Consider the following 16,947-nt stretch of genomic DNA (forward strand, 5'->3'; position numbering starts at 1 on the left):
GCAAATATACATATATTTGCGTTTTTTGTCTAGAAAATGAACTTTTAGAATGTGAAGGATTTCTTTTTAAGAAAGTAGAATACTTAATGTATAGAAACACCTTTAAATGACCATAGGAAAGGGAAATGATTTGCGTACAATTCGGTATAAAAATTGAAATTGAGAGCGAATTGGCTCTCCTTTAGTAGTGATTTTCACAATAATAGATTTTTTAAATGTAATATATTGCATAATGGGTGCGGAGGCAACATATGTAATATTGGAAAGGATTTCAGTCTATTATTTTCCGTTTTTTCAAATGGAGATAAAGGGGAGAGGGCAATGAAGAAGAACATGTTACGTATAATGGCAACGGTAACTATTATGGGCGGCTTGTTTGTAAGTACAAATGTTCCAAACGTAAAAGCAGAAGAATATCCAGAAATGATTGTGTTTGATGATGTTCCAGTAAATTACTGGGCATATGACGATATAATGGACGTAGTATACAATAAAGTAATGTTAGGATATGGGAATGGTAAGTTTGGTGTAGGAGATAATGTAACACGAGAACAAGTAGCAGCAGTACTTTATCGTACATTGAATTTGAAAAAAGAAGGACCTTTAAAAAATCCATACAAAGATATTTCTGAGAGGGCAACCATGTTTTTAGATGAAATTTTAGTATTAACAGAGCATGGTATTTTTCAAGGTGATGAAAAAGGAAACTTTAGACCAGCCGCACCAGTAACACGTGCAGAAATGGCGCAAATTCTTACGAAGGCATTTACATTTGAGGTGAAGAAGAACCATACATTTAAAGATGTACCAAATAATCATTGGGCAAAAAATGCGATTAGTGCACTGCAGTCTAATCATGTCGTCGTAGGAACAGGAAATGGGAAATTTGAACTGAATAAAGTTGTCACACGTGAGCAATATGCAACGTTTTTAAATAAAGCTGTTTTTTATTTTCCAGTAAAAGATGAGGATTATGAATAAAAGTTAAAATATAAGGATGTTTAAGTTATATTAATATAATATATATTAAGAAAAAAGCGCGGGAATTCCACGCTTTTTTCTTATTTTAAATTATTTATAAGTATATCGATTTGCTATTCGTAATTTAGTTGTTGGAATTTATTGGATAAGGAGAAAATGAATAAAGTAACTTTTCATTGGTTAAATATACGGTTTAGTAACTTTATTGTTAATAGAGTGTAAATAAAAGTATATGAAATATAGTTCATAAATTAGACAAAAATCACATGGGAATTGTATTGTTACGCTTCCATTAATTCTTTATATTAGAAAAAATATGTTTTTAGGGAGAGAATACTTTGAAGAAAAAATTTTTAAAAGTAGCAACAGCTTTAACAATTATGGGTGGAGTAGTATTTAGTGCTGAAGGGACAACAGCAAAAGCTGAATTAGCTGCAAAGCCACAACAAGCAAGTCAGGCAAACTTTAAAGATGTACCAGCAGGACATTGGTCTTATGAAGCAATTCAAACTTTAGCAGAATACGAAATTATGCTTGGTTATGGAAATGGTGTGTTCGGCTTTGGACATAACGTAACTCGTGAACAAGTGGCCGCTTTAATTTATCGTGCACTGGATCTTGATGAAGAATTTGGTGAAGATGAGGTATTAGAAAGCCCATATAATGATATTGTTGATGATAAATCAACGATGTTTCCTTTTGAAGTGTTAGCAGTAACAGAATTAGGCATTTTTACAGGTGACGAAAATGGAAACTTCAGACCGAAAGCTACGTTAACACGTGCAGAAATGGCGCAAGTTCTTACGAAAGCGTTTAGATTAGAAGTAAAAGGAACGCAAGGATTTAAAGATGTACCAAAAGGACATTGGGCAGAAAATGCGATTAATGCAGTAGGTTCAAATGGTATTTCAGTAGGAGACGGGAAGGGTAACTTCGCTCCGAACATGAAGGTAACACGTGAACAATATGCGCAGTTCTTATTTAAATCAATGTTTGAATAAATAATAAAAAAGAAGCTAGTGTTGTATAACACTAGCTTCTTTTTTATGTGTAATGCCGGTAGAAGAATACAGTTTCATAAAAAAACAATAAAATTTTCAAAAAAAACTTCCTTTTCTGAAGATTTGTTATATAATATAAAACATAAAATCAAATCTGTTATAAAACAGTTTAAGAAGGGGATGCTAATATGTCGACGCAAACTTCACGGGTTACATTGCCCGGAGAAATGTTACCAGCGTACAACGAAATATTGACACCTGAGGCGCTTAGTTTTTTAAAGAAACTACATGAAAATTTCAATGAGCGCCGCATAGAACTTTTACAACATCGTGCGGAGAAACAAAAGAGAATTGATGCAGGAGAGTTTCCGAAGTTTTTAGAAGAAACGAAGCACATACGTGAAGCGGATTGGACAATTGCCAAGTTGCCAAAAGATTTAGAGGATCGCCGCGTAGAGATTACTGGACCAGTAGATAGAAAGATGGTTATTAATGCTTTAAATTCAGGAGCACATCTTTTTATGGCGGATTTTGAAGATTCGAATTCACCAACTTGGGAGAATGCGATTGAAGGTCAAATAAACTTACGAGATGCTGTGCAGGGAACGATTTCACATAAAAATGAAAACGGGAAAGAATATCGTTTAAATAGTAAAACAGCTGTATTAATTGTGCGTCCAAGAGGATGGCATTTAGAAGAAAAACATATGCAAGTTGAAGGGAAGAATATGTCTGGTAGCTTAGTAGATTTCGGACTTTATTTTTTCCATAATGCGAAAGCTCTTCTAGCAAAAGGAAGCGGTCCATACTTTTACTTACCGAAAATGGAAAGCCATTTAGAAGCAAGGTTGTGGAATGATGTTTTCGTATTTGCTCAAAAATATATCGGTATTCCAAACGGAACGATCAAAGCAACGGTGCTACTGGAAACGATTCACGCTTCGTTTGAAATGGATGAAATTTTGTATGAGCTTAAAGATCATTCTGCTGGATTAAATTGCGGAAGGTGGGATTATATTTTCAGTTTTTTAAAGGGTTTCCGTAATCATAATGAATTTTTACTTCCAGATAGAGCGCAAGTCACGATGACGGCGCCGTTTATGCGCGCGTATTCTTTGAAAGTCATTCAAACGTGTCACCGCCGTAATGCGCCAGCTATTGGAGGAATGGCAGCACAAATTCCGATTAAAAACAATCCAGAAGCGAATGAAGCAGCTTTTGAAAAAGTGCGTGCAGATAAAGAGCGCGAAGCTTTAGACGGTCATGACGGGACTTGGGTTGCCCACCCGGGACTTGTACCAGTCGCGATGGAAGTATTTAATCACATTATGAAAACACCGAATCAAATTTTTAGAAAACGTGAAGAGATACATGTTACAGAAAAGGATTTATTAGAAGTACCAATGGGAACGATTACAGAAGAGGGACTTCGCCTAAATATTAGCGTAGGCATTCAATATATCGCATCTTGGCTAAGCGGACGGGGAGCAGCACCAATTTATAACTTAATGGAAGATGCAGCAACAGCGGAAATTTCTAGAGCACAAGTATGGCAATGGATTCGTCATGAAGGTGGAAAGCTACATGACGGACGTAATATTACGCTTGAATTGATGGAAGAGCTAAAAGAAGAAGAACTAGCAAAAATAGAAAGAGAGATTGGCAAAGAAGCCTTTAAGAATGGGAGATTCCAAGAGGCGACAACATTGTTTACAAATCTCGTTCGGAATGATGAATTCGTACCATTTTTAACATTACCGGGTTATGAAATTTTATAAAATATGAAAAGGGGATGGAACATATGAAAAACGAAAGAATCGAGAAATTACAAGAGAGCTGGGAATTAGATACGCGCTGGAAAGGGATCACACGTCCATATTCGGCAGAAGATGTAATTCGCCTGCGCGGATCAATTGATATTGAACACACACTAGCGCGCCGCGGTGCTGAAAAGCTTTGGTCATCGCTTCATACGGAAGATTACATTAACGCACTTGGCGCATTAACAGGAAACCAAGCGATGCAACAAGTAAAAGCTGGGCTAAAAGCAATTTATTTAAGTGGATGGCAAGTAGCAGCTGATGCGAACCTTTCTGGACATATGTATCCAGACCAAAGTTTATATCCAGCGAACAGCGTACCTGCTGTAGTAAAACGAATTAATCAAACGCTGCAACGTGCGGATCAAATTCAGCATATGGAAGGAAGCGGTGATACAGATTATTTCGTACCGATTGTAGCAGATGCAGAAGCTGGATTTGGCGGACAATTAAACGTATTTGAACTAATGAAAGGTATGATTGAAGCAGGTGCATCAGGTGTGCACTTTGAAGATCAATTATCTTCAGAGAAAAAATGCGGGCATTTAGGCGGAAAAGTATTACTACCGACGCAAACAGCGGTGCGTAATTTAATTTCGGCACGCCTTGCTGCAGATGTAATGGGAGTGCCGACAATTATCGTGGCAAGAACAGATGCGGATGCAGCAGATTTAATTACGAGTGATATTGATCCGGTTGATAAAGCATTTATTACAGGAGAAAGAACTCCAGAAGGATTTTACCGTACGAAAGCAGGTCTTGATCAAGCAATTGCACGTGGTTTAGCATACGCACCATACGCAGACCTCGTTTGGTGCGAGACGTCGGAACCGAATTTAGAAGATGCAAAACGATTTGCGGACGCAATTCATAAAGAGCATCCAGGGAAATTGCTTGCATACAACTGTTCACCTTCATTTAACTGGAAACAAAAACTAGATGAAAAAACAATTGCGAGCTTCCAAAAAGAAATCGCATCTTACGGCTATAAGTTCCAGTTCGTAACACTTGCTGGATTCCACTCATTAAACTACGGCATGTTCGAATTAGCACGCGGCTATAAAGAGCGCGGCATGGCAGCGTACTCTGAACTACAACAAGCAGAATTCGCAGCAGAAAAACATGGCTACTCTGCAACTCGTCACCAACGTGAAGTAGGAACAGGTTACTTTGATGAAGTAGCACAAGTTATTACAGGCGGTACTTCATCAACGACAGCGCTAAAAGGATCTACAGAAGAAGCACAGTTTACGAAATAAAAGGAAGGGGCACCTGTTTGAAGGGTGCCCCTTGTTATTTTCGGAACGATTCCAGAGTAAACGAAATTATATCAACGATTTTTTCGATATATCTATCATAATTTAAAATATATCAACGATTTTTCAAATATATCGACTTACCGACAAAAAAGACAATATGATTAAATCCACTCAGCTCTATGATCGCGAATAAACTTCATATCTTTCTCATAATGCTCTAAATGTCCTTCATCAATCATTCTTCGGAAATTTAAGTCGCCTTCTTGCGCTTTTCGTTTCATATATGTACATAAAGCTTCTAATCGTAGTAACACCATTCCTAAGTAATCTTCGTCCATACTTTTACCGTAGGACTGGACAAATAATTTCACTCTTTCTTTCATACGGCTAGCATGTTGCGATGAGTCGTAATGAACTGCCTCACCCGATTCTGTATAATACGTTCTACTTAAAGGTATACAAGTATACAGCGTGTAAGCGATATCCCAAATTCTTGGACCAGGAGCAGCAACATCGAAATCAATAATGCCTACTGGTTTTTTTTGATTAAAAATAATATTGTATATGGCAAAATCGTTATGGCATACAACCTCAATATCATTTGGAGTACGATCCATCGGTTTCCATTCATCTAATAACGGAAAGTCACTTACCGCATCATGATAAAGGCGGAGCATCTTTGCTATTTCTTTTAAAACATCATTAGACCACATATATTCTTTTAACGGATAATTCCCAGCGTCTCCTTCAACAAAGGATAAAATCTCTCTATCTTTTTCATCTATACCTAAAAACTTTGGGGCGTGATAAAACCCTTTGTTTTCTAAGTGCTGTAATAATGTATGAATTTTTGCACTGCCAGGCTTTAATTCTCGCCGAACAGTATTTTCAGAACGATATACGTTTGAGACGTTTCCCCCTGTAAGCTTTTCTTCGTTTGTGTAGTTTGACATATAATCCCCTCCAATAAAATTATATTGTAACACTTCAGAACAAGGGATGTAATCGCATTCGAATGATGTGTATGTTCATTTTTAAAATGAAATCCGCACATGTTAAAATCAAATATTTACGAATGTACAATCAATTTAATTTGTCAGTTATTTTCAAAAAAGATTGTACATTTTATTTTAATGTGCTATGATAGTCCCAGTTGAATAGTTAAATTAAGCAATCCATATGTTATCAAGTGCTGAAAACGAACGAGAAAAAGTATGTGAGAACTAGTTTATGTTTCGTATTTGATAATGTGTGGATTCTTTTTTTAGACAGGAAGACTAAAAAAATAAAATTTGTATTTTCTTAGGAGGAAATAATCATGGCAGTAACAGGACAAGTAAAATGGTTTAACAACGAAAAAGGCTTCGGTTTCATCGAAGTTCCAGGCGAAAACGATGTATTCGTACATTTCTCTGCAATCGAAACTGAAGGTTTCAAATCTTTAGAAGAAGGTCAAAAAGTTAGCTTCGAAATCGAAGAAGGTAACCGTGGACCTCAAGCTAAAAACGTAATCAAACTATAATTTTATAGTTTATTATGGAAAAAAGGGATGGCTGCTGCCATCCCTTTTTTTGTTGTAATATACGAGCATAATGATTATATTTTGGGGCAAGAGAGGGATATATATGATGGAAAAGTATACAAATGAAGTAATACTCGATGTTCGTAGGGGAAATAAAGAAGACTTACACAATACGATTGAAGAGATAAAAGCGTATGCGAAAACGTATGAACATGATAAAGTGACGTTAATTGAATTGAAGAAATCTCATTCTCCTGTTTTAGATGAGGAGCGATATATAGTTCTATTGCAAGTTGAAAGAGATACAAAGAATCTTGGAAGAAAATATGAATATGAAGAAGAAAAAATAGTCGGTTTTTTTGAGGACGAAGAAGAGTAAAAGGCTTTCCAAAATGGAAGGCCTTTTACTCTTCTTTTTCAACTTTATTCTTCGCGCGTTTCTTACATTCAGGGCATTTCGATTTACGAAAAGGTTTTGCGAAGAATAGTAGAATGAAAAACAAACCGAATATAATACTAGTTGAATTTTTCACGATTACAATGCTACTATTTTTCATTTGAATCGTTGGTTGAATTTCTTTTTCTTCCATAGTGGACCTCCATTTATTGGATTTTCCTTTTAATTATAGCAAAGTTAATTGTCGTAATGATGCGAAATGAGGGAGCAGTTGTAAATATTTATAGGTAATATAAATACATTTTATATAGGTTTTTAATTATAAAATGACTATATATTTATTTTGTAATTTGAAAGATGTTTGATAAATGATAAAGTATTGTAAAAAAGCGGAATCTGTAAACCATTTCCTTTTCATAGATGCTAAAATTATATATGCAGCTGCTAATATAAATGGAAAAAAGGAGACAGTAGAATATGGAAAGTAAAGTAGAACGTTATGTCGAAAACTATGTGGTAAATAAAAATACAATGGCCTTACTTCCGGTTATTCTAAGTGAGAAGAAAATTGTTACACGAGTTGTTGAGATGGAAGATTCTTTTTTCGTATTTCAAAAGCCCTTAGATATTATAGAAAGAAGTTGTCGCAAGCATGGCTCTAGTTTCTTAGGTAGAAAAGAAGGAACGAAAGAGTTAACTCATATTACACATAAAGCACCGATTGCGATTAGTCCGGCAGATCAACTTTATTTTTTCCCTACGTATTCTTACTCGAGAAAAGAGTGCGCTTGGTTGTCTCATTTTTATATTGAAAGTAATAAAGAGTCAAAAGATGGAAATGTCATTGTTAGATTTATAAATGGTCTGGCTGTGAAATTAGAAATATCAAAAAGTAGTTTTGAAAATCAACAAAATCGTACAGCGAAATTGCGTACTGAATATGAAGATCGTAGAAAAAAACAAGGAAATCCTTGTTTTAAAGAAATTGATCAAAGGGATGAATCGACATTAAGACCAGCTTATGAGAAAGCGTATTTCGTTAGAGAAGAGGATGTATGAGAGGAAAGGATGGGGTGGCTCATCCTTTTTTGATTTTATTATATACCATCACGCTGTAAGCTTCATAAAAAATTCTAAAAATTAAAAATATAAATTTCTGTATTTTCTTCTTTTTTATAATAATCATTGAGTGATAATCTGGGTACGTTGTCTAAATTAACTTCATATCCTGTCGAATATTGATAGATTATCATAGCGTAATAATGAAGGAATTCTAATGAAAGATATGGAAATTTAATAATTACATCTCCATATGTCGTATCTACCATTTCCTCTTTCATATAAGCAATGATACAGTAGAGGTAGTACTTAGAGTAAAGGGGTAAAGTGTAGAATGGATTTTCAGACAATCAAAGAGTATTTTTCACCAGAAAATATGGATCATATTGTTGAAAGCTATAAAGCGTTCGGACCACTTCTTGGTATTGGTCTACCAATGATAGAAGCGTTGATTCCGGCATTGCCACTTATCGTATTTGTACTGGCGAATGCTGTTGCATTTGGATTTTGGCTCGGTTTTCTTTATTCTTGGCTTGGATCGGTAATGGGCGCCTTACTTGTCTTTTTCATTATCCGCCATTTTGGCCGAAGTCGTTTCTTTTCTTTTGTAAATAAGCATGAGAGAGTACGAAAGGCAATGGGATGGATTGAAAGGAAAGGGTTCGCGCCGATTTTCGTCATATTTTGTTTTCCGTTTACACCGTCTGCGCTTATAAATGTTGTCGCTGGTTTATCTCGAATTAGTGTAAAACAGTTTGGACTTGCGCTCGCGTTCGGAAAGCTTGTGATGATTTTTATTTTAACGTATATCGGTCATGATTTAATGTCATTTATTCATAATCCGTTGAAATCAGTCATTGTAGCAATTGGTATTTTTATTTTATGGTATGTCGGTAAGAAAATCGAAGTAAAGTTAGAACTACATTAAGAATAGTCTTCTTTATAAATGCAGGCTTCATTATTAAAGGGTAAGGGGAGAAGCGGATGAAGAAAACTTTGAAAAAAGAAGGCATAGAGTGGATACGAACAATTTTAATTGGTGTATTATTAGCTGTATTTTTTCGAACGTTTTTCTTTTCAACGTATGTTGTAGAGGGGAAGTCAATGATGCCGACATTGCAAGATGGCAATATGCTCGTTGTAAATAAGGTGAGTTATCAAGTAGGGGACTTGAACAGGTTTGATGTTGTTGTGTTTCATGCGAATAAAAAAGAGGACTACGTAAAACGAATTATCGGTCTACCTGGGGACCAAATTGAATATAAGCATGATAAACTGTATATAAACGGACAATTCGTGGATGAACCTTATTTAGAGAAATATAAGAAAGAGATAAATGGACGACAACTAACAGGTGATTTTAAACTAGAAGAGTTAACGAAAGAAAATTCGGTGCCGCCTGGATATATTTTTGTAGTAGGTGATAATCGCCTCGGGAGCTGGGATAGTAGACACTTTGGATTTGTAAAAGCTGATACAGTTGTTGGTAAAGTTGATTTACGATATTGGCCAATTAAAGAGGTGCAAACGAATTTTTCAAAAGGTTGATATAATAGGTAGAAGTATAGAAAAAGACAAACTACTCCGTTTGTCTTTTTTCGTGTCCTATAATACAATTATAGTAGCAAACTAACGTTCGTTATGTAAGTGAAAGGTGGGGTTACATGTCACTTCGATTTGTGATTGGTAGAGCGGGAAGTGGAAAAAGTACACTTTGTTTACACGAAGTGCAGGAAGAGTTAAAGCAACGCCCAAGAGGGGAAACAATATTATATCTTGTGCCAGAACAGATGACATTCCAAACGCAGCAGGCGTTAATTGGAAGTGAGGATGTTAGAGGTTCTATTCGGGCACAAGTTTTTAGTTTTTCACGGTTAGCATGGAAGGTACTGCAAGAAGTTGGCGGAGCGAGTCGTCTTCACATTGATGAAGCGGGCGTACATATGTTACTTCGTAAAATTGTAGAGTCTCGTAAAGATGGATTATCGGTGTTCCAAAAAGCAGCGGAGCAAAACGGTTTTTTTGAACATCTTGGTAGTATGATTGCAGAATTTAAACGTTACAACGTGACGCCATCTAACGTATATGAAATGTGGCAACAATTAGATGCACATAGTAGCAGTGCCGAGCAAAAGCTATTAGCGAATAAAGTGTATGATTTACAACTACTATATGATGATTTTGAGCGTGCTTTAATCGGAAAATATTTAGATTCAGAAGACTATTTGCAATTACTAGTCGAAAAGCTTCCGCAGTCTGAGTATGTAAATGGGGCTGAAATTTATATAGATGGATTTCATTCATTCTCACCGCAAGAACTAGAAATTGTAAGACAGCTTATGATTTGCGGTGCGAGAGTTACAATTACGTTAACGATAGATGAAAAAACGTTAGCGCAGCCAGTAAATGAACTAGATTTATTTTATGAAACGACGTTAACATATGAAAAAATAAAGCAAGTGGCGCGTGAAGAGAAGATAGAAATTGAAAAAACGATTCCACTTATGGAACAACCGCGTTTTCAGTCGCAAGCATTAGCGCATTTAGAAACGCATTACGAAGCACGTCCAAATGAAAAGTTTCACGGAGAAGCAAGTGTAACGATTAGTACAGCAGCGAATTTACGAGCTGAAGTAGAAGGCGTTGCCCGTGAAATTCGTAGACTTATGGCAGATGAAGACTATCGTTACCGAGATATCGCGGTTCTTCTTCGTAACGGGGAAAGTTATTACGATGTAATGCGAACGCTATTTACAGATTATAATATCCCGCACTTCATCGATGAAAAACGCCCGATGTCACATCATCCGCTAGTAGAATGCATTCGTTCTGCACTCGAGATTATTAGCGGGAATTGGCGTTATGATGCAGTGTTCCGCTGTGTGAAAACAGAGCTTTTATATCCATTAGACGTAAGAAAAGAAACGATGCGTGAAGAGATGGATGAGTTTGAAAACTACTGTTTAGCGTACGGTGTACAAGGGAAGAGATGGACTTCTGAAGATCCGTGGATGTATCGTCGCTATCGTTCTCTTGATGATACAAACGGGATGATTACAGACAGTGAACGTGAAATGGAAGAGAAAATAAATAGGCTACGCGACGTTGTAAGAACGCCAGTTATTCGTATGCAAAAAAGACTGAAGCGTGCGGGAACAGTTATGCAAATGTGCGAAGCTGTTTACTTATTTTTAGAAGAGCTTGACGTTCCGAAAAAACTAGAAGCATTACGTATTCGTGCAGAAGAGAGCGGAGATTTCTTATTTGCGACAGATCATGAACAAGTATGGGAAGAAGTAATGAGTCTTCTTGATACGTTCGTAGAGATGCTTGGCGAAGAAAAAATGTCACTTTCTATGTTCACAGACGTTATGTCGACAGGTCTGGAGGCGCTGCAATTCGCCAACATTCCGCCGTCATTAGACCAAGTGTTAATTGCGAATATTGATCGTTCTAGATTATCAAATGTGAAAGCAACATTTGTCATTGGCGTGAATGAAGGTGTGATTCCAGCAGCACCGATGGATGAAGGTATGCTTTCTGATGAGGAAAGAGATGTTCTTAGCGCTGCAGGTATCGAATTAGCACCAACGACGAGACAAACTTTATTAGAAGAACAGTTCGTTATGTATCAAATGGTAACGAGAGCAACCGAGAAGTTATACATTTCATGCCCGCTAGCAGATGAAGAAGGAAAGACGTTACTTGCTTCTAGCTTTATTAAGAAAATAAAAAGAATGTTCCCTGATGTGAAAGACTCGTTTATTACGAATGACGTAAATGATTTATCACGTTCGGAACAAATTTCATACGTAGCAACGCCAGAAGTAACGTTGTCATATGTTATGCAGCAACTTCAAACATGGAAGCGATATGGATTTGAAGGGAATTTAGACTTTTGGTGGGACGTATATAACTTCTACGTAACTTCAGATGAATGGAAGCAAAAAAGTAGCCGCGTATTATCAAGCTTATTCTACCGAAATCGTGCGCAAAAGCTAAGTTCAGTTGTAAGTAGAGATTTATACGGAGACACAATAAAAGGAAGCGTCTCTCGTATGGAACTATTTAACCGTTGCGCATATGCTCATTTCGCGCAGCACGGTTTATCATTAAGAGAGCGTGATATTTTCAAACTGGATGCGCCAGATATCGGGGAATTATTCCATGCAGCGCTGAAGAGAATTGCAGACAGGCTATTACGTGAAAACCGTACTTGGGCGGATTTATCAATAAAAGAGTGTGAGCATCTTTCTGCTGTAGTAATAGAAGAGATTGCACCGTTATTACAAAGACAAATTTTATTAAGTTCAAACCGTCATTTTTATTTAAAACAAAAACTACAACAAATCATTTTCCGTACGTCAATCATTCTTCGTGAGCACGCGAAATCAAGTGGTTTCGTACCAGTTGATTTAGAAGTACCATTCGGTATGGGCGGTACAGGATCACTTCCGCCGATGGAATTCTCATTACCAAATGGTGTGAAGATGGAAGTAGTTGGCCGTATTGACCGTGTTGATAAGGCAGAAGATGAAAGTGGTACGTTCCTACGTATTATTGACTATAAATCAAGCTCAAAAGCGTTAGACTTAACAGAAGTGTATTACGGATTAGCACTTCAAATGTTAACGTATTTAGATGTTGTTACTTCAAATGCACATACGTGGATGAAAAAAGGTGGCACGGCATCACCGGCTGGTGTACTGTACTTCCATATTCATAACCCAATCGTTGAGGTGAAGGGTGACGCATCTGAAGCAGAAATTGAGAAAGAAATTTTAAAGAAATTTAAAATGAAAGGGCTCGTACTAGGAGACGCAGACGTTGTTCGTTTAATGGATAATAAACTCTCAACAGGAAGCTCTGATATTATTTCTGCTGGTCTGAAAAAAGACGGTAGCTTTAGTGCACGTTCAAGCATTGCAAGTGAACAAGAGTTTAACGTATTGCAAAAATACGTACACCATACATTTGAAAATATCGGAAAAGACATTACAGAAGGCGTGATCGATATTGCTCCTTATAAAAAGGGGAATAAAGCGGCGTGTACGTGCTGTAACTTCAAATCTGTTTGTCAGTTCGATGAATCACTTGAAGATAACCAGTTCCGTACGCTAAAAGATATGAAAGATAGCGAAGCGATGGAGAAAATTAGAGAGGAGGTTGGCGGAGAATGATTGAAAATTGGCCTAAAAAACCAGAAGGTAGTCAGTGGACGGATGACCAGTGGAAAGCGGTTGTAGCGAACGGACGTGATATATTAGTCGCAGCAGCAGCTGGATCAGGGAAAACAGCAGTATTAGTTGAACGTATTATTAAAAAGATTATAAGTGAAGAAAATCCAGTCGATGTCGACCGCCTGCTCGTTGTAACATTTACGAATGCAGCGGCGCAAGAGATGAAAAACAGAATTGGGGAAGCGTTAGAAAAAGTATTAATTGATGAGCCAGGCTCTCAGCACGTAAGAAAGCAGCTTAGCTTATTAAATAAGGCCTCTATTTCAACGATTCACTCCTTTTGTTTACAAGTAATTAGAGGATACTACTACATGCTTGATGTTGATCCTCGTTTCCGCATTGCGAATCAAACAGAAAACGAATTATTAAAAGAAGAAGTGTTAGATGACATATTAGAAGCAGAGTATGGAATTGAAGATAATACGATATTCTTTGAACTCGTTGATCGTTATACGAGTGATCGTAGTGATGATGACTTACAGCGTATGATATTAGCGCTTCATACAGAATCAAGAGCACATCCGAATCCGGAAAAATGGCTCGATAAATTAGTAGAAGCATACGACGTAGAAGGAAAGACAATTGAAGATTTAGTATACGCTTCTTACTTATTAGAAGATGTTAAATTCCAGCTTGAAACAGCGGAGGCGCATATTCGTAAAGCGACTGAACTCGCAATGCTTCCTGACGGTCCAGCGCCTCGCGTTGAAACTCTGCGAGCTGACGCAGCTTTACTCGGAACGTTATCATCAGCAGCTCGTGAGTCATGGACAAGTGTGTATGAAGCGATGCAAAATGTATCGTGGCAAACGTTAAAGCGTATTAAGAAAAGTGATTACAACGAGGATGTTGTAAAACAAGTAGATTCTCTTCGTAATAAAGCGAAAGATGAAGTGAAGAAATTACAAGAAGAGCTATTTAGCCGCAAACCTGAAAGTTTCTTACGAGATTTTCAAGATATGCATCCTGTATTAGAAAAACTCGTACAGCTTGTAAAAATATTTACAGAGCGTTTCCAAGCGATGAAACGAGATAAAGGAATGGTCGATTTCACAGATTTAGAGCATTTCTGTTTACAAATTTTAAGTGAACAAAGTGAAAACGGTGAAATGAAGCCATCAGCAGTAGCGCTTCAATATCGCAATAAATTTGCTGAAGTACTAGTCGATGAGTATCAAGATACGAACTTCGTACAAGAATCCATTATTAAATTCGTAACGAAAGATTCTGAGAGTGAAGGAAACTTATTCATGGTAGGTGACGTGAAGCAGTCGATTTATCGTTTCCGACTAGCAGAACCAGGCCTGTTCCTAGGAAAGTATAAACGCTTCACACAAGAAGGATCGGGCGGCGGAATGAAGATTGATTTAGCGAAAAACTTCCGTAGTCGTCATGAAGTGTTAGCGGGAACGAACTTTATCTTCAAACAAATTATGGGCGAAGAAGTCGGAGAAATCGACTACGATGCTGACGCTGAATTGAAGTTAGGTGCCAGCTATCCAGAAGGTGAAGATGTAGCGGCTGAACTACTATGCATTCAGCAAACAGAAGAAGAAGTGCTAGACGGTGAAGAGGGTGCGGAAGTAGAAAAAGCGCAGCTTGAAGCTCGCCTTATGGCGCAGCGTATTAAAGCGATGGTTGATTCAGGTTATGAAGTGTATGACCGTAAAACGGATAGTATGCGCCCTGTACAATACCGTGATTTCGTTATTTTACTGCGCTCGATGCCGTGGGCGCCGCAAATTATGGAAGAGTTAAAATTGCAAGGAATTCCAGTATACGCTGATCTTGCGACTGGTTACTTTGAAGCGACAGAAGTAAATATTATGATGAACGTCTTTCGAGTTATCGATAATCCGATGCAAGATATTCCCCTTGCAGCAGTACTTCGTTCACCGATCGTTGGATTAAATGATGAAGAACTTGCGACGCTTCGTGCTCACGGGAAGAAAGGTTCGTTTTATGAAGTGATGAGCTCATTCTTAAAAGGGGCACCGCTTGAGGAAGAAAAAGAACTACATGATAAATTAGAGTGGTTCTATAACTTACTGCAAGGATGGCGTGAATTTGCGCGGCAACAGTCACTTTCTGATTTAATTTGGAAAGTGTACGGTGAGACAGGTTATTACGACTTTGTCGGCGGTTTACCAGCCGGCAAGCAAAGGCAAGCAAACTTACGTGTACTTTATGACCGTGCAAGACAATATGAAGCAACATCGTTTAGAGGATTATTCCGCTTCTTACGCTTTATCGAGCGTATTTTAGAACGCGGTGATGATATGGGAACGGCGAGAGCTTTAGGTGAACAAGAAGATGTCGTTCGCATTATGACAATTCATAAAAGTAAAGGACTAGAGTTCCCAGTCGTATTCGTAGCTGGACTTGGTCGTCGTTTTAATACACAAGACTTAATGAAACGTTTCTTACTGCATAAAGATTTCGGTTTCGGTTCACAGTTCATTGATCCTCGTAAACGAATTAAATATACGACATTATCGCAACTAGCGATTAAGCGTAAAATGAAAATGGAATTAATCGCGGAAGAAATGCGCGTATTATACGTAGCGTTAACGCGTGCGAAAGAGAAGTTAATTTTAATTGGTACAGTTAAGGATGCAAATAAGGAAATGGAAAAATGGCTTGATGCAAGAGAGCATAGTGAATGGTTATTACCAGATCACATTCGTGCCGGAGCGTCTTGTTATTTAGACTGGATTGCACCTTCATTATATAGACATCGTGATAGTGAAATGCTTCTTGAATTAGGACAAGGGAGCATTCCAGGTGAAATTTATGGATACGACACGAGCTGGAAAGTAGAAGTTGTTGACGGTAACACGTTACTTGCGCCAGAACCAGTTCAAGAAGAGAAACAAGAATTACTAGAAGCACTTCGTGAGAAAAAAGCTGTTCCCCTGCAAAGTGAACGAAAAGAAGAAGTGTATGACAGATTAATGTGGAAGTACAGATATGAGGAAGCAACATCTCATCGTGCGAAACAGTCTGTTACAGAAATAAAGAGAAATTATCAATCTGAAGAAGGTAGCGATAACGCCTTTATTAAAAAAATGCGTGCGCCAATTAAAACACGTCCTCGTTTTATGGAGAAAAAAGGATTAACATACGCTGAAAGAGGTACGGCAGTTCATGCTGTTATGCAGCATGTTGATTTGAAGAAGCCGATTACAGAAGAAGTGATTCGGGAGCAAATTAGTGGCATGGTTAATAAAGAACTATTAACATTCGAACAAGCCGAAGAAATAGCAATCGAAAAAGTGATTTCATTCTTTGACAGTGATCTAGGTAAAAGGGTATTAGCGGCGAAAAGTGTTGAGCGTGAAGTACCATTTACGATGATGCTCGCAGCAGAAGAAGCATATCAAGATTGGCAAGGTAAGAGCGGGGAATCGATACTTGTCCAAGGGGTTATTGACTGCATGATCGAAGAGGAAGACGGTATCACTTTAATCGATTTTAAAACGGATACGATTGAAGGGAAGTTCCCAGGCGGATTCGATCAAGCGAAGCCAATTTTAGAAGATCGATACAAAGTGCAGCTTTCTTTATATGCAAAGGCACTTGAAAAAAGCTTACAACATCCTGTGAAAGAGAAATGCTTATATTTCTTTGATGGCAATCATGTTGTGAAAATTGAAGAATAGAGGGAC

At 37.5% G+C, this 16,947-nt stretch carries 13 protein-coding genes; 11 read left to right on the forward strand and 2 right to left on the reverse strand.

Annotated elements, in window-relative coordinates:
* Positions 1–321: 321 nt before the first annotated feature.
* The 4 genes from F8162_RS17200 (at position 322) to aceA (ending at position 5,061) form a co-directional block, all read left to right on the forward strand.
* Positions 322–981, forward strand: a complete 660-nt coding sequence (locus F8162_RS17200; RefSeq protein WP_151631352.1) for an S-layer homology domain-containing protein — start codon at positions 322–324, stop codon at positions 979–981.
* Positions 982–1,319: 338 nt separating this feature from the next.
* On the forward strand, positions 1,320–1,982 hold the full coding sequence (locus F8162_RS17205) for an S-layer homology domain-containing protein (protein WP_151631351.1): 663 nt from the start codon (positions 1,320–1,322) through the stop codon (positions 1,980–1,982).
* A gap of 188 nt (positions 1,983–2,170) precedes the next feature.
* Positions 2,171–3,760 carry a malate synthase A gene (gene aceB / locus F8162_RS17210; protein ID WP_151631350.1) on the forward strand — a complete coding sequence of 530 codons (1,590 nt, stop codon included), beginning with the start codon at positions 2,171–2,173 and terminating at the stop codon, positions 3,758–3,760.
* Between the two features lie 23 nt (positions 3,761–3,783).
* Entirely contained in the window at positions 3,784–5,061 is a 1,278-nt protein-coding gene (gene aceA, locus F8162_RS17215; protein WP_064476845.1) for an isocitrate lyase, read from the forward strand.
* 161 nt (positions 5,062–5,222) lie between these two features.
* Here aceA and F8162_RS17220 read toward each other — a convergent pair whose 3' ends face one another.
* Positions 5,223–6,014, reverse strand: a complete 792-nt coding sequence (locus F8162_RS17220) for a phosphotransferase (protein ID WP_151631349.1) — start codon at positions 6,012–6,014, stop codon at positions 5,223–5,225.
* 365 nt (positions 6,015–6,379) lie between these two features.
* Between F8162_RS17220 and cspA the strand changes: the two genes are divergently transcribed.
* A complete protein-coding gene (cspA, locus tag F8162_RS17225) occupies positions 6,380–6,583 on the forward strand; it encodes an RNA chaperone/antiterminator CspA (RefSeq protein ID WP_000301522.1) in 204 nt (67 codons plus the stop codon).
* 103 nt (positions 6,584–6,686) lie between these two features.
* On the forward strand, positions 6,687–6,962 hold the full coding sequence (locus F8162_RS17230) for a hypothetical protein (RefSeq protein WP_151631348.1): 276 nt from the start codon (positions 6,687–6,689) through the stop codon (positions 6,960–6,962).
* 25 nt (positions 6,963–6,987) lie between these two features.
* Here F8162_RS17230 and F8162_RS17235 read toward each other — a convergent pair whose 3' ends face one another.
* Positions 6,988–7,173 carry a hypothetical protein gene (locus tag F8162_RS17235; RefSeq protein WP_076535956.1) on the reverse strand — a complete coding sequence of 62 codons (186 nt, stop codon included), beginning with the start codon at positions 7,171–7,173 and terminating at the stop codon, positions 6,988–6,990.
* Positions 7,174–7,457: 284 nt separating this feature from the next.
* On the opposite strand from F8162_RS17235, the gene F8162_RS17240 reads away from it, so the two are divergent.
* The 5 genes from F8162_RS17240 (at position 7,458) to addA (ending at position 16,941) form a co-directional block, all read left to right on the forward strand.
* Complete coding sequence (locus F8162_RS17240; RefSeq protein ID WP_151631347.1) at positions 7,458–8,039, forward strand: competence protein ComK; 582 nt, start codon at positions 7,458–7,460, stop codon at positions 8,037–8,039.
* A gap of 334 nt (positions 8,040–8,373) precedes the next feature.
* Positions 8,374–8,967, forward strand: coding sequence for a TVP38/TMEM64 family protein (locus F8162_RS17250; RefSeq protein WP_098669828.1), 594 nt, complete (start codon positions 8,374–8,376; stop codon positions 8,965–8,967).
* A 56-nt stretch (positions 8,968–9,023) separates the two neighbouring features.
* On the forward strand, positions 9,024–9,587 hold the full coding sequence (gene lepB / locus F8162_RS17255; protein ID WP_151631345.1) for a signal peptidase I: 564 nt from the start codon (positions 9,024–9,026) through the stop codon (positions 9,585–9,587).
* Positions 9,588–9,703: 116 nt separating this feature from the next.
* Positions 9,704–13,219 carry a helicase-exonuclease AddAB subunit AddB gene (addB, locus tag F8162_RS17260; protein ID WP_151631344.1) on the forward strand — a complete coding sequence of 1,172 codons (3,516 nt, stop codon included), beginning with the start codon at positions 9,704–9,706 and terminating at the stop codon, positions 13,217–13,219.
* Positions 13,216–16,941, forward strand: coding sequence for a helicase-exonuclease AddAB subunit AddA (addA, locus tag F8162_RS17265; RefSeq protein WP_151631343.1), 3,726 nt, complete (start codon positions 13,216–13,218; stop codon positions 16,939–16,941). The genes addB and addA overlap by 4 nt, the downstream gene beginning before the upstream one ends.
* Positions 16,942–16,947 lie beyond the last annotated feature (6 nt).

The sequence above is a fragment of the Bacillus sp. CH140a_4T genome (genome assembly GCF_008923725.1).
GTDB lineage: Bacteria > Bacillota > Bacilli > Bacillales > Bacillaceae_G > Bacillus_A.